Genomic DNA, 22,714 nt, shown 5'->3' with positions numbered 1-22,714 from the left:
CCCTGTTCGTTGAGACGGCGTCTGCGCCGTCGAATGCGGAATGAATGCGCCCGGTCCGTTTCGCGGCAATGGCGTGGAGGAGAGCCGATCGTTTCCAAACGCGCGGAGCTTCGAAACATTTGCATCCGAATGGCTTGGCTATGAGGGCCCGCGGCGAAGCCCGTCATTCGGCAGGATTCAGTCGGGCGCCGGAAGCATGTATGTTCAACAATACTGATTCTTCAGATCCCTTGGCTGGTCGATGTGAGAAAAATCGTCGCTGCACTCACCGTAGCTGTTGTTCTTGTCGTCGGGCTGCTCTTCCTTCTGCCCGCTCTTGTTTCAATCGACTGGGTTCGTGCCGAATTGAGCCGGCAACTGTCATCCGCGACCGGAATGACAATTCGGCTGGACGGACCTGTGAAACTGGCGTTGCTGCCCAAGCTGGCGGTGGTCGCGGACGATATCTCACTCTCGACCGGCACGGGCGAAATCGCGATATCCGCTCCGCGGTTCTCGACGTCGATAACACTGTCGTCGCTATGGTCGAAAAAGCTTGAGATACAGTCCGTCGCGCTGGCGGATCCGACAATCGCGCTCAAGGCTTCGGCAAACGCGGCGCCTGCGGAACCGACGGATGTTCAGGCTGATCCCTTCGCGGCGATTGTCGATACGCTCGAGCGGTTGGCGATCAACCAAGTGACGATAACGAACGGCACCCTTACCTCAGGCGCGTCGACCGGCAACGCCACAGCGACGGCGATCGACGCCGATCTGAGGGTTCCGGACCTCGACCGGGAGGTCTCGTTTTCGCTGGCCGGCACCAGCGACGGCCGTCGCATTGAAATGAGCGGAAGCCTTTCCGCCCTGCGGCCTATCCTGAAACGGCTGCCGGCCCGGATCGCCATCGAGGCGCGGCTCGACCCAGCGCCGGTTGCCAAATTCTCTTCACTGCATGCGAGCGGAGAGATCCAGCTCAACGGGAACGGCAGTTATCAGATCAGGGGCGGAAAGTTCGATATCGGCGACCAGAGCTTCCAGATGGACGCGCTCTTTCAGCCCGGCGCGCGGCATCGCTTCTTCGCCGACCTTGTGGCGAAGCGCGTCGATATCGACGCCTTGAGCGATATGGGAAAGGGTGGTTCCAGCGCGGGCAAGGATTCGGCCGGCTCCGGCGAGCCCGATCTTGCCATGCTGTCTGCTTTCGACGCCGACATCAGCGTTGCCATCGACGAACTGATCAGCGGCAAGATAAGGGCTTCCGAGGTCCAACTCGCCGCAACGCTGCGGGACGGGCATCTCGAGGCAAGGCTGGAGCACTTTGGCCTCGACGCTGGAAACCTCACAGCGAAAGCCTCGATGACTGTCAGTGAAACACCTCCGACCATCCGGGGCAATATTGCGAGTTCAGGGCTGGACATCGGCTCGATAGCGAAGCTGGCCGGACAATCCGCGCCGTTGTCCGGCAAGCTGACCGCCGATATGGGGTTCGCTTTTCGCGGACTCACGGCGCAGCGCATCCGCAGCAGCGTCAATCTGCAGGGAACGGTCGGGATCAGGCAAGGCAAGCTTCCGCTTGCAGCACTTGCCGATGCCCGAACGGCCGACGACATCACCGGGGTCAATCTTGACGCGACGGTTCACGATATCGGCAAACCGGTCGATGTGACGGGCAAGCTCGCCTGGCGGGGACAGGCCGTGACGTTCAAGTCCCAGGTCGCGCCTGCATCCTTTCTGGCCGGCGGCTCCGTTGCCGACGCATCCGGCCCGATCAGCCTTTCGGTTTCCTCCAAATACCTCGAGGGCAGCGCAAGCGGCGTTGCCGGGGGCAGCGGCACGTTCAAGGGTCAGATTTCAGTCACATCGGCCTCGGTCGACAAGCTCATGCAATGGCTGGGACAAGGCGCTTCCCGCGGTCTGCAAGATTTTGCCTTCAAAGGCGATGTGGACGTCGGGCCAGGGCAGCTTTCCTTTCAGAAAGCCGCTGTTGCCTTGAACGGCGTCAAGGCATCGGGCCAGGGCTCGATGAAACTTGGGGAGCCGCTCAACATCCGGACGTCGCTCAAATTCGCGAAGCTTGACTTCGCGGCGTTCGCCGGCGGCGGCGAGGCCGGGGCGGGCGGTGAGCAGAAGCCGAACGGCGCCACCGACGCGCCGGTCGATCTCTCCTTCCTCAAGGGAATTGATGCCAAGGTGGATATCCAGGCCGACAAGCTCGGCTATGGAAAAGTCTTCGCCGGGCCGGTGGCGACCGCCCTGACGGTGGCGGATGGGAAGGCTCACCTCGGGGTGCCGCAAAGCCCCTTCTACGGCGGCACGATTGCCGCGGAAATGACAGCCGACGGCTCCGGCGACGCCGCTTCCCTGGAACTGCACACGGCGATAGCCGGCGCGGTCGCGGCTCCCTTGCTTCATGATGCGGCGGATTTCGACCGCATCGAAGGAACGCTCAATGCGACGGTCACGGTTTCAGGTTCGGGAAAGACCACGAAATCGCTCGCCCGTTCCCTCGGCGGCAAGGCGGCGGCAAAATTCAGCGACGGCGCCTTCCGCGGCATCGACATAGCGGAGGTCTACAACAACCTGGTCGGGCTGCTTGCCAGCGGCTTCAAGCAGGATCAGGCCAAGAAGACGACCTTCACCGAGCTCGGCGCCTCATTCGGCATCGCGAACGGCGTCGCGCAGACGACGGACATCAGCCTGCTGGGCCCGCTGGTGCGAATGGACGGCTCGGGCAAGATAGACTTCGCCGACCAGACGCTCGACATCCGCCTCAACCCGCGCGTCGTTGCCTCGCTTGCCGGGCAGGGAGGCGACGTCTCCGTGAAGGGCATCGGGGTGCCGATCGTGGTTCAAGGCCCGCTGTTCGCGCCACGCGCCTATCCGGACCTGAGCGCATTGGCTAAAGACCCGCAGAGCGCGCTTGACATGTTGAACCGCTTTGGGCTGCCGACCGGAAAGCTTAATCTCGACAAGCTGATCCCGGGCCAAACCGGCTCGAACGGCGACGGTTCCGGCAAGGGAGCGGCGGATCTGATCGGCGATCTTCTGCGCAACGCCGCGCCCCGGCCCAAAGCGCCGCCCGCAGCTCCGGAACCCGCCGTGGCGCCCGACAATGGCAATGCGGAAAACGCTGCGTCGCCGCCAACAAGTTCGGACACCAGCGGCGAGACCGAAGCCGAGGCCGCCACGCCGGCGGCCGAACCCGCTCCCGCCGACGCGCAAGCCGCTCCTGCTTCGCCCACAGCGGCCAAGAAGGGGGAAATAGACACACTGCTCGATCAGCTGGCTAATTAGTTCCGCGACACGGGGATTTTGAAAGGTTGCCGTTTGTCTTGATGCAAGATTTTCCGTTGATTTCCGTGAAATCAGCGCAAACGCCGGAGATTGGTTGAAGCCGCCCCAACCTCGTCATTCTATGGGAGCAAAGAGCGAAGCGACGCGGCGCAGACCATAGAATCCATGCCGTGACTTGGAAGCGCCGCCACGGTGCAGAATTCTGCTCCGTTGCACGCCCTGGCAAAGGTAACGGCATGGAATCTAGGACCTTCGCGACGGAGCTTCGCTCCTGCTCCGCCCTAGAATGACGATCGCGATGGGCGTTGCGGCCAATCTCCAACGCATGCCACCTGCCAACGCAAACAGAGCCACCGGTCAAAATCCCTGTGCAGTGCCGCTAGCGCTATAGGATGGCCTCCACTTGCGGGATGGTGCGAAAGATAGCGGTCGCTCTCGTGACCTCAGGCTGACCCGGCGCGATACTCCATCTAACGCTCATATGTGCGGCCGAAAATCAAAGTGATCTCGGCCGCCGCAAATCGCCCCCAATCAGGACGTTCTTCCGGCCTTAATCTGCACAGATAGGAGAGGCCGATGAAATTGTCCGTTGTTGCCCTTGCCGGGACCATGCTGGCGGTAGTGCCTGCGGTCCAGGCGGCGCCGATGATCGGCGTGCCGGCCAGAAATAGCCTGGTGCAAGAGGCGCATGTCACATGCGCTTATCTGACCGAGGATGGCTATTGCGTGCGGCCGCACAAGAAGCACAAATACTGGAAGCGCCACCACTACTACCGGCCCGTTTACCGCACCTATGAGCCGCAGCCGCCGGACGAGTATTACCGGCGCTATCAGCGTCCGCGGCCGATTATCCGGGTCGTTCCCGACTACCCGCCGCGGGACGAAGACAATTGGGATGATTGGGACGATTGAGCCCCTAAGGCCGAGACCGGCCCCTTCGTGTGCCAAGCCGGCTGCTTGCGCGCCTCTTGCCTCACGTGGCCGGCATCCGGCGCAAAGGCAGCGCGTTTTTGCCGGCTCATCCTAAGCGGGCGATGCGCCTTCTACCGCTTCAGCGCAATGCTCATTCCGCTGAGATCGGCATTGACCTGCAGGCCGACCTGCCTGCCGGTGAGCTCGAGCTGGGCGCCCTTGTCGTTGGTCATGACGATCACCTGGGCGCCTCTGCCCAGCGCGCCGCCGCCGCCGGCCGCGCCGTAGACGCCTGTCACATCGCTGGCGCGGCGGATGTGCCGCACCCTGCCCTGGAAATAGGTCTTGGACGCGCCGAAGGCGAGGCCACCCGAGATGCCGCCGATGGAGATCGGATAGCGTTTGCCATGGAAGGTCAGCGTGCCCTCGCCGCCGGAGCCGCCGATGAAGAAGGCCGCCTTGTAGACGGAAAAGCGGATTGTGCCGCTGTCGGCATGCGCCGCGCTGGCAATGCTCACGCCCGCGGCCGCGATTGCCGCGATCGCGCCGGAACGGAATTTGGATGAAATCTGCATGATCGAAACCTCCTCGGGCATCGCCGCTTACCCAGCCGGCCGGGGCAAATCAGCTTCAAAACTATAGCTGAACCGTCTTGCCCCGCCATTGGTTCCAAGCCCGCGGCCCGAAATCCTGCGGTCACGAAATGGCGAGCGGGGGAGGCCAAAACCCAATGAGCACATGCTCGTGCTGGCTGGTGGAGCTGAGGGGGATCGAACCCCTGACCTCATCATTGCGAACGATGCGCTCTCCCAGCTGAGCTACAGCCCCGTTCCAGCGGATGGGCTTGTATCGGTCGCGGCCGTTTCATGTCAAGGCGAAAGACCGGGCGAAAGACCGGGCCGGCCACAAGCGCCGTGGCCGGACGGGCCTTGCCTGCTCGCCGCGTCCGCGGGCCTGCCCGCACACCACGGGCGTTGCCTGCACGCCAAGCCCTGCGGGCCTTGCCCGCACGCCAAGCAATGGCTACATGTCGGCGACAATTTGGAGACCGGCATGATCGCCCTCATTCAGACCATCGTCATGGCGCTTGATATCTATTGGTGGATCATCATCGCCTCGGCGATCTTTTCCTGGCTCTACGCCTTCAATGTCGTCAATTCGCGCAACCAATTCGTCGGCAGCGTCGGCAACATGCTCTATCGGCTGACCGAACCGGCGCTGCGCCCGATCCGCCGCTTCATGCCCGATCTTGGCGGCATCGACATTTCACCGATCATCCTGCTTCTGATCATCTTCTTCATCCGGCAGTTCCTGATCACCACCGTCTGGTCCTGGGTGGTGGCTGGCGGCTGATGGGCTCGCCGTTTCGGCTGCGCGAGAACGGCATCGACCTCTTCGTGCGGCTGACACCGAAAGCCGCGGTCGACCGGATCGACGGCGTCGAGACCGCCGCCGACGGACGCAGCCATCTAAAAGCGCACGTGCGCGCCGTGCCGGAGAACGGCGCCGCCAATACGGCGTTGGAGCGAATACTGGCCAAGGCACTGGGTGTGCCCGCGTCGGCCGTTTCGGTGGCCGCCGGCGGCACCTCGCGGCTGAAAACGCTCCAGGTCATAGGTGAGCCGGCCGCGCTGGTGAAAAGCGTCGAGGCAGTTTCCAAGTAGCCTTCAATCCCCCAGCGGCAGCTTCGGGTCGTCCACCTTCAGCGTGTTCACGCTCTGCTTGATGCGGCGCAGGTTCTCCAGCACCTTCGGCCCTCGCGATTCCGCGACCGTGGTGGCGATCATGTCGACGATGGCCAGAAGCGCGTAGCGCGACGATGTCGGCTTGTAGATGTTGCCGTCCTCGACCGGCTGCAAAAAGATCACCGTGTCGGCGACCTTGGCCAGGGCCGAGTCCGGCGCCGTGATGGCGACGGTGGCGGCGCCATATTGCTGGGCGACCTCGACGGCTTCGATCACCGAGCGCGCATAGCCCGAGACGGAAAAGGCAAGCAGCGTCGTCTCAGGCGTCGCGACGGCGGCATACATGCGCTGCAGCTGGCCGTCGGTCTGGGCGAGCGCCGAGAGACCCAGCCGGAAGAGCCGGTTCTGCATCTCGGTCGCCATCATCGAGGAAATGCCGCCGGAGCCAATGCAGAGCACATTGCCGGAAGCGGCGATGCGCGCGGCGACATCCATCAGCGTCGTCATGTCGAGGTTTTCGCTGGCGCGCTGGATGGCGGCGATCGCCGCTTCAGTGATGGCCGAGGCGATGCGCTGCTCGCGCGCGTCGCGGCTGAGCGGCTCCGGCGACAAATATTGCCCGCCGATGGCGATCGCCTGCGCCAAATAGAACTTGAAATCGCGCAGGCCCTCGCAGCCCAGATTGCGGCAGAAGCGGGTGACCGTCGGCTCGCTGACGCCGACGCGCGCGGCGATCTCCGAGATCGCCGCCTTGGAGGCGAAATCGAGGTCCGAAAGCACCAATCCGGCCAGCCGGCGGTCCGACTTGGTGCCGTCCTGCGACATCAGTTGCAGGCGGGTGATGATGTCGGCCGGGCTCTTCATCGTCGTCTCACAGCGGCAGGCCGGTCGCCTTGTCGAAGAGATGGATGTTGCGCGGGTCGACGCTCACCGGCAGCCGGTCGCCCGGCTTCACCTGCAGCCGATCGCGGAACACGGCGCGCACCGTGTCGTCGCCGACGGAGCCGTAGACATGGGTTTCCGAACCGGTCGGCTCCACGACATCGACCTTGATGGCGAGGGCATCGTCGCCGGCGCCGACGACGAAATGCTCGGGCCGGATGCCGGCCTCGACCGTCTCGCTGCCGGAAGTAGACGTGCCGGAAAGCGCCAAGCGGCCGCCGCCGCTGGTCTCGAACCAGGACTTGGCTCCGGCGGTCTTCAGCGCGCCGGAGACAAAGCTCATAGAAGGCGAGCCGATGAAGCCGGCGACGAACTTGTTGGCCGGCCTGTCGTAGAGCTCCAGCGGCTGCCCGACCTGCTGAATGCGGCCGCGGTCCATCACCACGATGCGGTCGGCCATGGTCATGGCCTCGATCTGATCGTGGGTGACATAGACGATGGTCGATTTCAGCCGCTGGTGCAGCGCCTTGATCTCGGTGCGCATCTGCACGCGCAATTGCGCGTCGAGATTGGAGAGCGGCTCGTCGAACAGGAACACCGACGGCTCGCGCACGATGGCGCGGCCCATGGCGACACGCTGGCGCTGGCCGCCCGACAACTGCCCTGGATAGCGGTCGAGATAGGAGAAGAGGTTGAGCACGCCCGAAGCCTTCTTCACCTTGTCGTCGATGGCGTCGCGGGTCTCGCCGCGGATCTTCGGGCCGAAGCCGATATTTTCCGAAGCCTTCAAATGCGGGAACAGCGCATAGGACTGGAACACCATGGCGATGTTGCGCTTTTGCGGCGGCAGGTCGTTGGCGCGCGTACCGCCGATGACGAGGTCGCCGGAGGTGATCGTCTCCAGCCCCGCCAGCATGCGCAAAAGCGTGGACTTGCCGCAGCCGGACGGGCCGACCAGCACGACGAACTCACCGCTTTTGATTTCCAGGTTGACGTCCTCGAGAATTTTGTGCTGGCCGAAGGATTTCGACAGGTCGCGGAACTGGACGTCGGTCATGGTCACGCTCCCAATATGTCGTCGATGAAAGGCAGGTAGCCTGCCGTCAGTCCCGCATCTACGGGCACCACGGCACCTGTTATGCCGGAAGCGCGGTCGGAGGCAAGGAAGGCCACCGCTTCCGCCACTTCCGAAGCATTGACGATGCGGCCGAGCGGATAGAGTCGCTTCAGCCGGCCGAGGATTCCGGGGTCCTTGGCCAGACGATGATCCCAGGCGGCCGTGCGGATCGAGCCCGGGCAGACGACATTGGCGCGCACGCCGCTGCGGCCGAGTTCGACGGCGATCGATTTCGCATAGGCGTTGATGCCGGCCTTGGCCGCGGCATAGGCCGGGTTGCCGAAATGGGCGATGGCATTGACCGAGGAGATGAAGACGACGCTGCCCGAACCGCGCTTGGACATCGCCTTGATCAGCGGATCGGCGAAAGTCATCACGCCGGTCAGATTGAGGTCGAGCTCCTGCTCTATTCTGTCCGCCGTCAGCGCCTTCAAGGTTTCGGCGCGCGTCCAGCCGGCATTGTTGATCAGAATGTCGGGAACGCCGTCCTTGTCGAGCAGGGCCGGGATCGCCGCTTCGATCGAGGCGCGGTCGAGCAGGTCGAAGACATGGCGCGAGGCAATATGCGGGCTGGCCAATGCCTCCGTCGACTGGTCGCAGCCGACGACGCGCGCGCCGCGCCCGGCCATGAGCTCGATGATCGCCGAACCGAGGCCGCCGCCGGCGCCGGTGACGACCACGGTCTTGCCCTCGAACTCGGCTGTCGAACCCAAGCTGCGCGCTCCTCCACCCCTCATTTTGTGCCACTAAGCTAGCCAAGCAAATGTAATTAAGCAACATAATTATCCGCTTGCATGGCGCGGAATCATGGATAATGTAGGAAAGTAACATAAATCCTGCGCACATAAGAGTCAGGCGCCCACGGGGCATCAATGGGAGAGATCAGATGAGCCTTGCGAAATGGACTGTCGGCCTGTTGGCCGGAATGAGCATGCTGGCTTTTGCAGCACCAGCCGATGCCGGCGAGGTGCGCGTCACCGTTGCCGAATACAGCGCCAAGACCGGCCCCTATTTCGAAGAGGTGAAGAAGGAATTCGAAGCGGCCAATCCCGGCATCACCATCAAATATGAAGTGGTGCCGTGGGACGTGCTCTTGCAGAAACTCACCACCGACATCACCGCCGGCACCAATGCGGACCTCTCGATCATCGGCACGCGCTGGCTGATCGACTTCGTGCAGCAGGATGTCGCCGAGCCGCTCGACAGCTATATCACGCCCGAGTTCAAGGACCGCTTCATCGACACCTTCCTGCAGCCCTCGATCATGGACGGCCACACTTACGGCTTGCCGATCGCCGCCTCGGCGCGCGCCATGTATTACAACAAGGAGCTATTCGAGAAGGCCGGCATCGCCAAGCCGCCGGCCACCTGGACCGAGCTGCAGGAGGACGCGCGCAAGATAAAGGCGGTCGGCGCCTTCGGCTATGGCCTGCAGGGCAAGGAGATCGAGACCGACGTCTATTACTACTACGCGATGTGGTCGTTCGGTACCGAGATCCTCAACAAGGATGGCACGTCCGGTTTGGGCACGCCCGGCGCGCTCGAGGCAGCCAAGCTCTACAAATCGATGATTGACGAGGGCCTGACGGAACCCGGCGTCACCTCCAATAACCGCGAGGACGTGCAGAACCTGTTCAAGCAAGGCAAGGTCGGCATGATGATCACTGCGCCCTTCCTGTCCAACCAGATCAAGGAAGAAGCGCCGAAGCTGAAATATGGCGTCGCCGCCATTCCGGCTGGCCCGACCGGCGCGCGCGGCACTTATGGCGTGACCGATAGCATCATTATGTTCAAGAACTCCAAGAACAAGGACGAGGCCTGGAAGCTGCTCGACTTCCTGTTCACCAAGGAGCAGCGCGCCAAGTTCACGCAGGGCGAAGGCTTCCTGCCGGTGAACAAGGAAGAGGCGAAGATGGACTATTACGTCAACAACGCCGACCTCGCCGCCTTCACCGCGTTGTTGCCCAACGCCCGCTTCGCGCCGGTCATCCCGGGCTGGGAAGAGATCGCCCAGATCACGTCGGACGCCATGCAGAAAATCTATCTCGGCAGCGCCACGCCGGAAGCGGCCCTGAAGGATGCGGCCGACAAGGCGAACGCGGTGCTCAAGAAGAAATAAGGGCGTATCTCCCTGCGCCCGTGGCGCGCTCCACTTCGTCGGGGCGCGCCACATCTTCCGGCCGGTGCAAAGCCAGCTTCACTGCAACACGGTGCCATCCAGCCGATGCAAAGCCGGATCCTGCCCTACCTGCTGACGCTGCCCAGCCTGCTCCTGGCGGCGGTGGTGATCTTCTGGCCGGTCTGGGACCTTGTCCAGATATCGACGCATGATGTGAATCGCTTTGGCCAGCTTCGCGAATTCAGCGGCCTGGCTAATTTCTCGGCGCTTGCCGCCGACCCGGATTTCGTCGCTGCTCTCTGGCGCACCGGGCTGTGGACGGTGCTGGTCGTCGGCGGCGCGCTGCTTCTGTCTATCCCGGTGGCGATGATCCTCAACATGGATTTCTACGGACGCGGCCTCGCCCGCGTCATCATCATGTTGCCCTGGGCGGTGTCGCTGACCATGACCGCGGTGGTCTGGCGCTGGGCGCTCAACGGCGAAAGTGGCATGCTGAATTCGGCGCTGATGAAACTTGGGCTTATCAGCCAGAACATCCAATGGCTGGCGAGCGCCGAGACCGCCTTCCCGATGCAGGTGCTGATCGGCATCCTGGTGACGGTACCCTTCACCACCACGATCTTCCTCGGCGGCTTGTCCTCGATCCCCGACGATCTCTATGAGGCGGCCGCGCTCGAGGGTGCGACGCTCTTACAACAGTTCCGCGAGATCACTTTTCCGTTGCTGAAGCCGTTCATCAACATCGCCATCGTGCTCAACACCATCTATGTCTTCAACTCCTTCCCGATCATCTGGGTGATGACTCAAGGCGGGCCGGCAAACTCGACCGACATTCTGGTCACACATCTCTACAAGCTCGCCTTCCGCATCGGCAAACTGGGCGAGGCTTCCGGCGTGTCGCTGGTGATGTTCGCCATCCTGCTCGTCTTCACGATGATTTATGTGCGCCTGGCCATGCGAGAGCAGCGCGCATGAGAAACGGCAAGATGAAACGCACAATCATTGCCTGGCTGCTGCTTCTGCCGCTGATCATGGTGACGATCTTTCCCTTCGCGGTGATGTTCCTCACCGCGGTCAAGCCGCGGCCGGAGGTGCTCTCACCGACCTGGTGGCCGAGCGAGTTCCACTGGTCGAACTTCGCCGACATGTGGGTGGCGACCGGTTTCGGCCGGGCGCTTGCCAATTCGCTCTATGTCTCGGCGCTGGCGACGATCGGCGCCATCCTGATTTCGGTGCCGGCAGCCTATGCCATGTCGCGCTTCCGCTTTGCCGGCTATGGCGCGTTCCGCCAGTTCCTTCTGATTTCGCAGATGATCTCGCCGATCGTGCTGGTGCTCGGCCTGTTCCGGCTGATGGCCGCCTGGGGGCTGGTCGAAAGCACGACGGCCCTCGGCTTCATCTACATGGCCTTCAACGTTGCCTTCACCGTCTGGATGCTGCAGAGCTATTTCGACACCATCCCGCGCGACCTCGAGGAAGCCGCTTGGATGGAGGGCGCCGGCCGCTGGCTGACGCTGCGCAAGGTCTTCCTGCCCCTCTGCCTGCCGGCGATCGCCGTGACGGCGATCTTCACCTTCATCAACGCCTGGAATGAGTTCGTGGTCGCGCTCACCATGCTGCGCAGCCAGGAAAGCTACACGCTGCCGATCCAGGTTTTCTCACTGGTAGCCGGCCGCTATACGATCGAATGGCACCATGTCATGGCGGCCACGCTCCTGGCGACGCTGCCGGTAGCGATCCTCTTCATCTGGCTGCAGCGCTACCTCGTCCGCGGATTGGCGCTCGGGGCCGTCAAATAGCATCACCTAGGAAAAGTTCATGCGCATCTTCACCGCCTCGCTGGCGACGGAAACCAACACCTTCTCGCCGGTCCCGACCGACCGGGCTTCCTTCGAGATGGCGTTTTACGCCGGTCCGGGAAAACATCCGGAGACGCCGACGCTGTGCTCCTCGCCGATCGTGGCGCTGCGCAAGCGCGCCGCGAAGGAAGGGCTGACCGTCATCGAAGGCACCGCCACCTGGGCGGAGCCCGGCGGCCTGGTACAGCGGCAGACCTACGAGGCGTTGCGCGACGAGATTCTCGACCAGCTCAAGGCCGCCTTGCCGGTCGATGCGGTGATCCTTGGTCTGCATGGCGCCATGGTGGCGCAGGGCTATGACGACTGCGAAGGCGATCTGCTGGAGCGTGTCCGCGCCATCGTCGGCCCGAACGTCGTGATCGCCTCGGAATTCGATCCGCACAGCCACCTGACGCCGAAGCGCGTCGCGGCCTGCAATGTCATGGCCTATTTCCTCGAATTCCCGCACACTGATTTCTACGAGCGCGGCGAGCATGTCGTCGAGCTCGGCCTCGCCGCGGCGCGCGGCGAGATCAAACCGGTGATCTCGACCTTCGACTGCCGCATGATCCAGGTGCTGCCGACCAGCCGCGAGCCGATGCGTTCGTTCGTCGACAGGATCAAGGCGCTGCATGGCAACGACGGCGTGCTGTCGGTGTCGGTCATCCACGGCTTCATGGCCGCCGATGTGCCGGAGATGGGCACCCGTATCCTGGTCGTCACCGACAACGACAAGGAAAAGGGCGACCAACTCGCCGAAACGCTGGGACGCGAGCTCTATGCGCTGCGCGAGAAGACCGCGATGACGATGCTCTCCGCTTCGGCCGGCATCGAGCGGGCGCTGGCCGTGCGCGCGGAGCGCAAGGACAAGCCGGCGGTGATCGCCGACATCTGGGACAATCCGGGCGGCGGCGTGCCGGGCGACGGCACCATCGTGCTGCGCGAGCTGCTTGCGCGTGGCGTGACGAAGGTCGGCGTGGCGACGATCTGGGATCCGATCGCGGTCACCTTCTGCCACGCCGCCGGCGAAGGTGCGGTCATCGACCTGCGCTTCGGCGGCAAGGCCGGCCCTCAGGCCGGCGAACCGATCGACGCGCGCGTCACGGTGCTGAAAGCGGTCAGCGAAGGCTGGCAAAGCTTCGGGCCGAGCCGTGTGACGCTAGGCCCATCGGCGGTGGTGCGGATCGAAGGCACCGAGGTCGACGTCATCTTGAACACCAACCGCACCCAGACTTTCGAGCCGGATGTCTTCTCCAACATCGGCATCGATCCGCTGTCGAAGGACGTCCTCCTGATCAAGTCGACCAACCATTTCTACGCCGGCTTCGCGCCGATCGCCGCCGAGATCATCTATGTGGCGGCGCCGAGTTCCTATCCGAGCAACCCGGCGGTGACGGATTACAGGAAGCTGAACCGGCCGATCTGGCCGAGGGTGGCGGATCCTTGGAGCACTTCCCCTTCTACCCTTGTGGGAGAAGGTGGATCGGCGCGATAGCGCCGAGACGGATGAGGGGTGTTCCAGCGGAGTGAGACGCTGGCGTTCCCTGGAGCACCCCTTATCCGTCGCCTTCGGCGACGCCTTCTCCCACAGGGGAGAAGGGGGGAAGCTGCGCTAAACCAGCCCCCGCTTCACCATCATCGCCTCAGGCGAAGGCATCTTGCCGCGGAAGGCGGTGTAAAGCTCCTCCGGATCCTTCGACCCGCCCGCGGCATAGATGTTCTTGCGCAGCCGCTCGGCGAGTTCCGGATTGAAGGCATCGCCCGTCTCCTCGAAAGCCGAGAAGGCATCGGCGTCGAGCACTTCCGACCACATGTAGGAATAATAGCCGGCTGAATACCCGTCGCCGGCGAAGACATGGCCGAAATGCGGAGTGCGGTGGCGCATCGCGATCGTGTCCGGCATATGCAGCCTTTCCAGCGTCTCGGCCTCGTAGCGAAGCGGCTCGGCAGGCGCGTCCGGCCGCGCGTGATAAGCCATGTCGATCAGCGCCGAGGCGGTGAACTCGACCGTGGCGAAGCCGGCGCCGAAGGTGCGGGCGGCGAGCATCTTGTCGAGCAGCGCCTTCGGCATCGGCTTGCCGGTCTTGACGTGCAGCGCATGCTTTTCCAACACCGCCGGTACGGTCAGCCAATGCTCGTAAAGCTGCGAGGGCAGTTCGACGAAATCGCGGCTGACCGACGTGCCGGAGACCGACGGCCAGGTGACGTCGGTCAGCATGCCGTGCAGCGCGTGGCCGAACTCGTGGAACAGCGTCTTCGCCTCGTCGACCGACAGAAGCGCTGCCTCGCCGGCTGGCGGCTTGGCGAAATTCATGATGTTGTAGATCACCGGCTTGGCGCCCTGGCCGAGCTTGTAGCCGGACTTGAGTGCGCTCATCCAGGCGCCGGAACGTTTTGAGGGCCGCGCGAAATAGTCGGCCAGGAAGAGGCCGCGTTCGCTGCCATCGGCATTCTTCACCACGAAGACGCGCGCATCGGGATGCCAGGCGGCAATGCCCTTCTTTTCCTCGAAACTGATGCCGAACAGGCGTGTCGCCACATCGAAGCAGGCCTCGATGACACGCTCGAGCTGCAAATATGGCTTCAGCTCAGCTTCGTCGAAAGCGAATTTCTCGGCGCGCAGCTTCTCCTGGTAGAAGCGCCAGTCCCAGGCCGCGAATTTCTCGTTGCTGCCGGCTTCCGCCGCCAGCCGCTCCAGTTCTTTCTGGTCGGCGGCGGCTTTCTCCAGCGCCTTTTCCCACACCGGATCGAGCAGGTCGTGCACGGCCTTTGGCGTCTTCGCCATCGTGTCGTCGAGCTTCAGCGCTGCGAAGGAATCGTAGCCCAGGAGCTTCGCCTTCTCGGCGCGCAGCTTCAGCATGTCGCGCACGACATCGGTGTTGTCGGAGGCGCCGCCATTCTGGCCGCGCATGATGAAGGCTTTGAACGCGATCTCGCGCAGGTCGCGGCGCTCGGAGAAGGTCGAGAACGGCTCGTAGATCGAGCGAGACAGCGTCACCGCATAGCGGCCTTTCTGGCCGCGCATCTCGGCCGCTTCCGCCATGGCGCTCTTCAGGAAGTCGGGCAGGCCGGCAAGATCGGCCTCGTCGAGGAACAGCGCCCAGTCGCGCTCGTCGGCGAGCACGTTCTGGCCGAATTTGGTGCCGAGCGAGGAGAGCTCCTCGTTGATGGCCGCAAGCCGCTTCTTGCCTTCGCCGTCGAGCTTCGCGCCCGACCGGACAAAGCCCTTCCAGGTCTTCTCCAGGACGCGCAGCGTTTCGGGATCGAGCTTCAGGCTGTCACGCCGCTGGTAGAGGTCGTCGATGCGGGCAAACAGCTTCTCGTTCATCGAGATCGCCGAGAAATGCCTGGACATCTTCGGCGAAACCTCACGCTCCATCGCCTGGATGGTGTCGTTGGTGTGGGCGCCGGCGCGGCACCAGAAGATCGACGAGACATGGTCGAGCGGCTCGCCGGCGAGTTCCAATGCGGCCAGAGTGTTCTCAATGGTCGCCGTCTCGCTGTTGCCGGCGATCGCGTCGATCTCGGCCTGATGCGCCGCAAGCGCCGCGTCGAAAACCGGACCGAAATCATTGTCGCCGATGCGCGAGAAATCCGGCAGGCCGAGCGGTCCCTGCCAGACGGTGAGCGGATGGGCGGCGAGGTCGACGGTTTTTGACATGGGGCAGATCCAACGGGGAGTTTCGATAGGCGGAGGGCAGCCCCGATGTAGGGCGGTGCCGCGTGCAGCGCAACTCAGGCTCGCCTCAATAGGCGCTGCAGTCCTGCGCCACCGCCGTTTGCGTGCTGGCGATAATGCGGCCGCCGGCGACGGTGAAAGTCTCGCGCATCAGCGTGTCGTTGCTCGGAAAATCGTAGCAGGCGAGCACCGTGGTCTCACCGTTCTCGCTCTTTTCGATGCGATGACGTATCGCCGCGCCTGCGACCGCGCCCTGCCATTCGTCGATCGAGGCGATGAAATCCTCTTTGGTCTGAACGACGCCGATATCGTCGAGCTTCATGCGGACGTCATCGGCAAGCAGGTCGGACAATTCGGTGCGGTCGGCGACCAGCAGCGCCGAATACCAGCGGTCGATGATGGCGCCATCATCGGAGCTGGCGCGGACGGTTGTCGATAGCAGCAACGCCGCCGCAAGAAAGCTCCTCCACCGGTTCCGGTGCATCACCCCTCCTTAGAGCTCGGGCCGCTCGAAATCGCCGGTTTCCTTGTTCATCACCCACAGCTCCCCGGTCGAGATGTCGAACCACGCGCCGTAGAGCGAGAGCTTGCCCTTGCCCTCGAGGATCGAGACGCAGGGAAAGGTCCTGAGATTGGCGATGGAGTAGCGGACGGAAATACGCTCCAGGGCCGTCTGGCGCTCGGTTGCCGTCATCATGGTGCTGGAGGCCACGGTCTCGGCGGCCGGCGCGATCAGACTCATCCATTTGCCGATGAAATCGCCGGGCGATAGCGGCGAGGAATTGGTGTCGAGCGCGGCACGGATGCCGCCGCAGCGGCCGTGGCCCATCACCACAATGTTCTTGACCTTCAGGCTCTGCACCGCAAATTCGAGCGCGGCCGAGGTCGAGTGGTATTCACCGTCCGGCTCGTAGGGCGGCACCAGATTGGCGACATTGCGCAGCACGAAGAGCTCGCCGGGACCGGCATCGAAGATCGCTTCCGGCGCCGAGCGCGAATCGCAGCAAGCGACGATCATCGTCTCGGGCGCTTGGCCCTCGCGCGCCAGCGAGCGGTAGCGCCCGCTCTCGGTGAGGTAGCGGCCGTTCATGAAGTTGCGGTAGCCGGTGATCAGATGCTCGGGCAGATGCGGCATGGCGGCGGAAGCCTTTCCGGGTTTGAGGCGGCAAGGTCGTGGCGATCGGAATGCCTGTAGCGGCAAAAGCCCGCCGCGAGCAATGCAGAATTGTCGGCGCTGGCGACAAAGCTATGCATCAAGCGGCAAAAACAATGAATCGATGTCAGGCCCAGATGGCGACCGGGATGCCGAAACGGTCCACCAGCGGCGGATCGGGCGAAGGCAGCGCTTCGCCCCTGACGACACGTCCGGCAATCAGCATCATCGCCGCCGCGTCGAGGAAGTCGTCACTCGCAGCACCCCGTGGCGGCGCCTGATCGAGGAAGCGCTTCTCGTAGCCATATCGGCAAAGCAGCGCTCTACGCTCTTCCATGCCGGCCGGGTTGACCGCGCCCTTGATCTTCTTCGGCAGCACCATCGCCGCGCCGCCGTTCAGCCGGCAGAAGGCGACTTCGGGATGAGATTCGAATATGCGGTGACGCAATTCCGGCCTTGCGATCAGCAAAGTGTCGATCTCGCGGATCTTCGAAAAGATGCCGAAGGCCTGGATGGAAACGCCGCGCGGCGGATCGGAGGTCTCCATCGCCACCGCGCTCGCGCGCCGATGCGCTTCATACCAGGCATCGACGGTGGTGAAGTCGCTGGTATCGGCATAGAGCGCCGCGCGCGAGGGAATGGCGAAGACGCTCGATTGCCGCGCCCCGAGCAGCGGCCGCACCAGCGCTTCCGGCCCGCGGCCGCCCCTGCGCGAAAAATCCGGCAGGCCGATCGGCATGTCGACGGCGATGGTGGCATCGGGCAGCGCATCGAGCAGCGCCTGGAAGCTCGGAAAGACCGTGACCGACGGCGCGGCGTTTGCTTCCCGATGGACGGCGATCCAGCCGGCCTTGCAGCCGTCGACGCCGGCCAGCCCACCCGGCGTCACGCCCGCTTGTCCCGCCCGGGATGGAGCAGATGGCGCAGCTGCACCATGGCCATGGGATGCGAAAGGCTCTGCGCGTCGGTTTCGAGCTGCAGCTCGTCACCCCCGCGCTTGGCTGTGCGGGCGAGTATCTCGTAGACGGCGGCGGTGGTCGATTGCAGCGCCTTGACCGGCGGCTGGCCGGAGAGAACGCGCGCCAGATAGACCGCGGCCGTCAGGTCGCCCAGCCCGTTCGGCGGCCTCTCGATCATGCGGTGCTCGGCAAGCAGCGCCTGGCTGCCGTCGAGCAGGAAATTGCCGGTGCCGCCGGTCATCATCGCCGGCGCCGAGGTCACCAGCATGGTCGACGGCCCGGCATGAAGCGCGGCCGCCGTCACCGCCTTGATGTCGGGCAGCGGCGCGCCCGCCATCCATTCCAGCTCATAGCGGTTGGGCGTCGCGATATCGGCGATCGGCATCAATTTGTCGCGCATGGCGACGGCCGTCGGCTCGGGCACGTAGAGCCCGCCGGAATCGCCCATCACCGGATCGCAGACGTAAAGCGCCTTCGGCGTCTTTTCCTTGACGGCGGCGACCAGCGAGGCGACCGCCTCGGCCTGGCCCGCCTCGCCGAGATAGCCCGACAGCACGGCCCGCACCTCGCCCAGCCAGGGCGCCCGCTCGAGATCGGCCATCAGCGCCTTGAACTGGTCGAGCGGCGGCACGATGCGGGTTGCGCGGCTGTGCCCCGGATGCCAGGGCAGAATGACGGTGGGCACCGCCCAGACCGGGAAACCCAGCGTCTCCAGCGCGAACACCGCCGCGCGGTTGCCGACCGAGCCGCGGGCGACATGGCTGGAGATGACGATGACCGCGCGCGGCGCGTCGGTTTTTTCTGCATTCATGGAATCTGAATCCTAGCCGCCACGCGTGGCGGCATACACCAGCCAGACCAATAGCCCAATGGCTATGATGACGCCGAGCGTTCGGCCAATGCGGGTTCCCCAATATTCGATAGGATCGGCGCGGTCGGCGTCGGCGGCGGTTACATGGTCGCGCGCATGCTTCGCCGTGCGGCTTATGAACGACGCGCCGCCCGGCGCCGTCTCGCGCGCCACGCGTTCGAGGATGCGGCGCGATTCGGTCTCGTCGTCCCGGCGCTCGGCCATGGCAATTGCCCTTTCCTGCCCGCAGCTTAGAGCAATTCCAGGAAAAGTGCGAAGCGGTTTTCCAGCCGGAATTGGGTCAAACCAAAAAAGGCGAATCTCGTTCGCTCGATCATTCACAGTGGCTCGCGCCAGGGCTGGAATCGGCGTCATGAGCCGGACATTTTCTTACGCGTGGATTGTGGTAATGCTTCGCGTGCAACTTCTGTCGAGGGACCATTCATGATCACCGAGCGCCTCTCACTGTCCTCTCCTTTCCGCAGCCTCCCCGCCTTCCTGATGATGGTTTTCGTGCTGCCGCTGCTTGCCGGCTGCGGCTATAACACCATCCCGACGGCCGAGGAGAACGCCCATGCGGCCTGGAGCGAGGTGCTCAACCAGTATCAGCGCCGCTCCGACCTGATCCCGAACCTTGTCGAGACGGTCAAGGGCTATGCCTCGCATGAGAAGGACACGCTCGACGCGGTCGTTCAGGCGCGCGCCAAGGCAACGCAAATCACGGTGACACCAGACACACTGAAGGATCCCGAAGCGCTGAAGAAGTTCCAGGATGCTCAGGCTGGCCTGACCAGCGCGCTGTCGCGGCTTATCGCGGTGTCGGAAGCCTATCCCGACCTCAAGGCGAACCAGAATTTTCTCGCGCTGCAGGCTCAGCTCGAAGGCACCGAGAACCGCATCGCAGTGGCGCGGCGCGACTACATCCAGGCGGTCAGGGACTACAATCTGACGCTGAAGACCTTCCCCTCCGTGCTGTGGGCGACCTTCTGGTTCCGCGGTAACCAGCCCTTCGCGAACTTCACCGTCGAGGAGGACAAGATGCAGGTGCCGAAGGTCGATTTCGGCACGGGCACCAAGCAGGGCGGGTGAGAGGCTCGGCTGAAAATTAATCGAGCTTGCAGGCCTTGAGTTCCTTCACACCCCCCTCTGTCCTGCCGGACATCTCCCCCGCAAGGGGGGAGATCGGGCGTCATCTCTTCTTTTGCCAATTTTCGGCGTCCGAAGGAGCGGGCCGGCGGCGAAGCTGTCAATCTCCCCCCTTGCGGGAGAGATGGCCGGCAGGCCACAAGGGGGTGTGCCGAAGCGCCTTCGTCGGTGTTTTGCTCGCCCTTTTCCTCCTTCCCCTCGCCGCCCTCGCCGCCGACCTTCCTGCGCTGACCGGCCGCGTCGTCGACAATGCCGGCATCATCGATGCCGGCACGCGCGCGGCCCTGACCCAGAAGCTCGCCGATTTCGAAACCAAGGGCTCCGACCAGATCGTCGTCGCCACCATACCCAGCCTCGGCGGCGAGGAGATCGAGCCTTACGCCAACCGGCTGTTCCGCTTCTGGAAGCTCGGCCAGGCCAAGGAAAACAACGGCGTGCTGCTGCTGGTGGCGCCGAACGACCGCAAGATGCGCATCGAGGTCGGCTACGGGCTGGAAGGCACGCTGACCGACCTGCACACCAAGCTGATCATCGAGAACGACATGGTGCCGGCCTTCCGCGCCGGCGACTTCTCCGGCGGCATCACCAAAGCCGTCGACGACATGATCATGGTGCTGGAGGGCAATCCCGAGGAATTGGAGGCGCGCGGCAAGCGCAACGAACAGGCGCCGTTCAACTCCGACGACCTTTTCTTCGCTATCTTCATCACCATCTGGGCGCTGATTTTCTTCGGCGGCATCGCGATGACGGTGCTGCCGCCGATCTTCGGCCAGAAGATCGGTCCCGGCCGCTATCGCTGGCTCGGCATGACTTTCGATCAGAACCGGCGCTCTTCCTCCGGCGGCTGGTCGTCGGGTGGCGGAGGCTGGTCGTCAGGCGGCGGAGGTTGGTCCTCCGGCGGCGGCGGGTTTTCCGGCGGCGGCGGCTCGTCGGGCGGCGGCGGCTCTTCGGGAAGCTGGTGAGGCATCATGGCAACGCGACCGATCAGCGCCGAGGACCATGACCGCATCGCCGAGGCGATCCGGACGGCCGAGCTGAAGACCGACGGCGAGATCTACTGCGTCGTCGCTCGAGCCAGCGACGGCTACTTCTTTCCGGCCGCTTTCACGGCGACGATCGGCCTGTTCATCGCCAGCCTTGCCGTCGCCTACGGGCTGGAAGGCTTATGGTTGACCATCCGGCTGCCGCATTTCGTGCTGGCGCAGCTGCTGGCCTTGGCTTCCGTGTTCGCCCTGCTCTGGCTCCTGCCCGCCTTGCGCATTCATTTCGTGCCGAGACGGCTGCGCTATCAGGCCGCGCACGCCAATGCGATGAAGCAGTTCCTGGCCCGCAACGTCCATCGCACAAACGCGCGCACCGGCGTGCTCATCTTCGTCTCCATCGCCGAGCGCTATGCCGAGGTCGTCGCCGACTCCGGCATCGACGCCAAGGTCGGCCAGCATGTCTGGGACGGCGTGGTGCGCGAGCTGACGAAACACGCCGGGGACGACCGGTTGGCGCACGGCTTCATCAAGGCCATCGAATCGGTCGGCGCGGTGCTCGCCGAGCATTTTCCGGTCACCGAGGGCGACACCAACGAACTCGACGATCATCTGGTCGAAATCTGACGAGTTCCCGCATTGGGATTTTGACCGGTCGACTCTGTTTGCATTGGCGGCATGCCTTGGAGATTGGCCGAAACGCCCATCGCGATCGTCATTCTAGGGCGGAGCAGGAGCGAAGCTCCGTCGCGAAGACCCTAGAATGACGACGTTGGGGCGGCTTCAACCAATCCCCGGCGTTTGCGCTGATTTCACGGAAATGAAGGCCTCGTCGTCAGACGCGCCTTTCGCCTGTGCGAAAGCGTCGAGGCCTGTCGGGGGACTCTTTGCAATCGGACGAGGCGGGTTTATGGTTAACCAATCATGAACACGCTCACGATCGACATCAGGAAGGCAGAACCGCGCGACGCGAGCGCCATCGCCGAGGTGCACCAGCAGGCCTGGCGCGGCGCCTATTCGGGCATCATCCCGCACCGCACGCTGACCTCGATGATCAACCGTCGCGGCGTCGACTGGTGGGCAAACGCGATTCGCCGCGCGACCACCGTGCTGGTGGTCGAGATCGGCGGAACGGTCGCCGGCTATGCCACGATCGGCAAAAACCGCGCCCGCGAGCTCCGCCAGCAGGGCGAGATCTACGAACTCTACCTGCGGCCGGAATATCAGGGCATCGGGCTTGGCAGCCGGCTGTTCAAGGCGGCCAAGGCCAGACTCGCCGACCATGGCTTGCGTGGCCTTGTGGTGTGGGCGCTGGAAGACAATCACAACGCCTTGGCTTTCTATGCCGGCAATGGCGGCCGCGATATCGCCGAAGGCGTCGAGGTCTTCGAGCAGAAGGCGCTGAAGAAAGTGGCTTTCGTCTGGAATGACTAACCTCGCCTAGGTTACAATCCATCACAAACTGTGCGCTTCCCTGGGCGTTCAGTGCTATTCGCCGCATTGCACCATGACGCTTCGCCCGCTATCGGTCTTGCAATCGAGAGAGGGATTTAGCCATGCGTATCGAAGCCGTGCCCACCGGGAAGAACCCGCCGGACGACATCAACGTCATCATCGAGGTGCCGATCGGCGGCGAGCCGATCAAGTATGAAATGGACAAGGAAGCCGGTACGCTGTTCGTCGACCGTTTCCTGCACACCTCGATGCGCTATCCCGGTAATTACGGTTTCGTGCCGCACACGCTGTCGGGCGACGGCGATCCGATCGACGTTCTGGTCTGCAACACGCGCGCGCTGGTGCCGGGCTGCGTCATCAATGTGCGGCCGATCGGCGTTCTGATCATGGAAGACAATGCCGGCCAGGACGAGAAGGTGATCGCCGTCCCCTCGCCCAAGCTGACGCTGCGCTACGAGAACGTCACCGAATACACGCATCTGCCCGAGATCACACGCCAGCAGGTCCAGCACTTCTTCGAGCACTACAAGGATCTCGAGCCCGGCAAATGGGTCAAGATCGAGGGCTGGCACGATTCCAAATACGCCAAGAAGATGATCGTCGACGCGATCGCCCGGGCCAAGGCGGCCAAATAGGGGTTGTTGTTTTGTCGCAATTCCGGAC

Annotated in this window: 23 protein-coding genes and 1 tRNA gene; 13 read left to right on the top strand and 11 right to left on the bottom strand. The window is 63.7% G+C overall.

Annotated features, from left to right (window positions below; all coding sequences use genetic code 11):
- Positions 1 to 243: 243 nt before the first annotated feature.
- Both P9273_RS17215 and P9273_RS17210 read left to right on the top strand, forming a co-directional pair.
- Entirely contained in the window at positions 244 to 3,276 is a 3,033-nt protein-coding gene (locus tag P9273_RS17215) for an AsmA family protein (protein ID WP_278049981.1), read from the top strand.
- 576 nt (positions 3,277 to 3,852) lie between these two features.
- Entirely contained in the window at positions 3,853 to 4,188 is a 336-nt protein-coding gene (locus P9273_RS17210; protein ID WP_278049980.1) for a hypothetical protein, read from the top strand.
- A gap of 131 nt (positions 4,189 to 4,319) precedes the next feature.
- Here P9273_RS17210 and P9273_RS17205 read toward each other — a convergent pair whose 3' ends face one another.
- Entirely contained in the window at positions 4,320 to 4,763 is a 444-nt protein-coding gene (locus tag P9273_RS17205) for a hypothetical protein (protein WP_278049979.1), read from the bottom strand.
- A 177-nt stretch (positions 4,764 to 4,940) separates the two neighbouring features.
- Positions 4,941 to 5,016 (bottom strand) — tRNA-Ala (locus tag P9273_RS17200).
- Positions 5,017 to 5,241: 225 nt separating this feature from the next.
- Between P9273_RS17200 and P9273_RS17195 the strand changes: the two genes are divergently transcribed.
- Both P9273_RS17195 and P9273_RS17190 read left to right on the top strand, forming a co-directional pair.
- Positions 5,242 to 5,541: a YggT family protein gene (locus P9273_RS17195; RefSeq protein ID WP_040996558.1), complete on the top strand. Its 300-nt coding sequence runs from the start codon at positions 5,242 to 5,244 to the stop codon at positions 5,539 to 5,541.
- Positions 5,541 to 5,852, top strand: a complete 312-nt coding sequence (locus P9273_RS17190) for a DUF167 family protein (RefSeq protein ID WP_278049978.1) — start codon at positions 5,541 to 5,543, stop codon at positions 5,850 to 5,852. Before P9273_RS17195 ends, P9273_RS17190 begins: the two co-directional genes overlap by 1 nt.
- A gap of 3 nt (positions 5,853 to 5,855) precedes the next feature.
- On the opposite strand, the gene P9273_RS17185 is transcribed toward P9273_RS17190, so the two are convergent.
- The 3 genes from P9273_RS17185 to P9273_RS17175 are packed head-to-tail and all read right to left on the bottom strand — an operon-like array spanning position 5,856 to position 8,585.
- Positions 5,856 to 6,737: a MurR/RpiR family transcriptional regulator gene (locus P9273_RS17185; protein ID WP_040996492.1), complete on the bottom strand. Its 882-nt coding sequence runs from the start codon at positions 6,735 to 6,737 to the stop codon at positions 5,856 to 5,858.
- A gap of 7 nt (positions 6,738 to 6,744) precedes the next feature.
- The gene (locus P9273_RS17180) at positions 6,745 to 7,812 is read right to left on the bottom strand and encodes an ABC transporter ATP-binding protein (protein WP_278049977.1); all 1,068 of its coding nucleotides are present in this window, start codon (positions 7,810 to 7,812) and stop codon (positions 6,745 to 6,747) included.
- 2 nt (positions 7,813 to 7,814) lie between these two features.
- Positions 7,815 to 8,585 (bottom strand): SDR family NAD(P)-dependent oxidoreductase, encoded by a 771-nt coding sequence (locus P9273_RS17175; protein WP_278049976.1) that lies wholly within the window; start codon positions 8,583 to 8,585, stop codon positions 7,815 to 7,817.
- Positions 8,586 to 8,758: 173 nt separating this feature from the next.
- Here P9273_RS17175 and P9273_RS17170 point away from each other — a divergent pair, with 173 nt between their 5' ends.
- The 4 genes from P9273_RS17170 to P9273_RS17155 all read left to right on the top strand — a co-directional run bounded on the left by P9273_RS17170 (position 8,759) and on the right by P9273_RS17155 (position 13,324).
- Complete coding sequence (locus P9273_RS17170) at positions 8,759 to 9,991, top strand: ABC transporter substrate-binding protein (RefSeq protein WP_040996489.1); 1,233 nt, start codon at positions 8,759 to 8,761, stop codon at positions 9,989 to 9,991.
- 105 nt (positions 9,992 to 10,096) lie between these two features.
- Positions 10,097 to 10,966 (top strand): carbohydrate ABC transporter permease, encoded by an 870-nt coding sequence (locus P9273_RS17165; RefSeq protein WP_040996488.1) that lies wholly within the window; start codon positions 10,097 to 10,099, stop codon positions 10,964 to 10,966.
- Positions 10,963 to 11,790: a carbohydrate ABC transporter permease gene (locus tag P9273_RS17160; protein WP_278049974.1), complete on the top strand. Its 828-nt coding sequence runs from the start codon at positions 10,963 to 10,965 to the stop codon at positions 11,788 to 11,790. Before P9273_RS17165 ends, P9273_RS17160 begins: the two co-directional genes overlap by 4 nt.
- 19 nt (positions 11,791 to 11,809) lie before the next feature.
- Positions 11,810 to 13,324, top strand: coding sequence for a M81 family metallopeptidase (locus tag P9273_RS17155; RefSeq protein ID WP_278049973.1), 1,515 nt, complete (start codon positions 11,810 to 11,812; stop codon positions 13,322 to 13,324).
- Positions 13,325 to 13,441: 117 nt separating this feature from the next.
- Here the strand turns inward: P9273_RS17155 and P9273_RS17150 are convergent, their stop codons facing one another.
- From P9273_RS17150 to P9273_RS17125, 6 genes are all read right to left on the bottom strand, one after another.
- Positions 13,442 to 15,490: a M3 family metallopeptidase gene (locus P9273_RS17150; protein WP_040996485.1), complete on the bottom strand. Its 2,049-nt coding sequence runs from the start codon at positions 15,488 to 15,490 to the stop codon at positions 13,442 to 13,444.
- Positions 15,491 to 15,575: 85 nt separating this feature from the next.
- A complete protein-coding gene (locus P9273_RS17145; RefSeq protein ID WP_278049971.1) occupies positions 15,576 to 15,992 on the bottom strand; it encodes a nuclear transport factor 2 family protein in 417 nt (138 codons plus the stop codon).
- Between the two features lie 9 nt (positions 15,993 to 16,001).
- Positions 16,002 to 16,643: a carbonic anhydrase gene (locus P9273_RS17140; protein ID WP_040996483.1), complete on the bottom strand. Its 642-nt coding sequence runs from the start codon at positions 16,641 to 16,643 to the stop codon at positions 16,002 to 16,004.
- Between the two features lie 145 nt (positions 16,644 to 16,788).
- Positions 16,789 to 17,550: a DUF429 domain-containing protein gene (locus tag P9273_RS17135; protein WP_278049969.1), complete on the bottom strand. Its 762-nt coding sequence runs from the start codon at positions 17,548 to 17,550 to the stop codon at positions 16,789 to 16,791.
- Positions 17,547 to 18,431: a pyridoxal kinase PdxY gene (pdxY, locus tag P9273_RS17130; protein ID WP_278049968.1), complete on the bottom strand. Its 885-nt coding sequence runs from the start codon at positions 18,429 to 18,431 to the stop codon at positions 17,547 to 17,549. Before pdxY ends, P9273_RS17135 begins: the two co-directional genes overlap by 4 nt.
- Before the next feature lie 12 nt (positions 18,432 to 18,443).
- Complete coding sequence (locus P9273_RS17125; protein WP_278049966.1) at positions 18,444 to 18,695, bottom strand: hypothetical protein; 252 nt, start codon at positions 18,693 to 18,695, stop codon at positions 18,444 to 18,446.
- A gap of 219 nt (positions 18,696 to 18,914) precedes the next feature.
- On the opposite strand from P9273_RS17125, the gene P9273_RS17120 reads away from it, so the two are divergent.
- The 5 genes from P9273_RS17120 to ppa all read left to right on the top strand — a co-directional run bounded on the left by P9273_RS17120 (position 18,915) and on the right by ppa (position 22,686).
- Positions 18,915 to 19,559 (top strand): LemA family protein, encoded by a 645-nt coding sequence (locus P9273_RS17120; RefSeq protein ID WP_278049965.1) that lies wholly within the window; start codon positions 18,915 to 18,917, stop codon positions 19,557 to 19,559.
- Positions 19,560 to 19,762: 203 nt separating this feature from the next.
- Entirely contained in the window at positions 19,763 to 20,578 is an 816-nt protein-coding gene (locus tag P9273_RS17115; RefSeq protein ID WP_278049964.1) for a TPM domain-containing protein, read from the top strand.
- A 6-nt stretch (positions 20,579 to 20,584) separates the two neighbouring features.
- Positions 20,585 to 21,223, top strand: a complete 639-nt coding sequence (locus P9273_RS17110) for a TPM domain-containing protein (protein WP_278049963.1) — start codon at positions 20,585 to 20,587, stop codon at positions 21,221 to 21,223.
- A gap of 297 nt (positions 21,224 to 21,520) precedes the next feature.
- Positions 21,521 to 22,030 (top strand): GNAT family N-acetyltransferase, encoded by a 510-nt coding sequence (locus P9273_RS17105; RefSeq protein ID WP_040996476.1) that lies wholly within the window; start codon positions 21,521 to 21,523, stop codon positions 22,028 to 22,030.
- A 122-nt stretch (positions 22,031 to 22,152) separates the two neighbouring features.
- Positions 22,153 to 22,686, top strand: a complete 534-nt coding sequence (ppa, locus tag P9273_RS17100) for an inorganic diphosphatase (protein ID WP_040996475.1) — start codon at positions 22,153 to 22,155, stop codon at positions 22,684 to 22,686.
- Positions 22,687 to 22,714: the final 28 nt, after the last annotated feature.

Source organism: Mesorhizobium sp. WSM4935 (genome assembly GCF_029625735.1).
Taxonomy (GTDB): domain Bacteria; phylum Pseudomonadota; class Alphaproteobacteria; order Rhizobiales; family Rhizobiaceae; genus Mesorhizobium.
The sequence above is the reverse complement of the archived record's forward strand: the minus strand, read 5'-3'. Positions and strand labels throughout refer to the sequence as shown.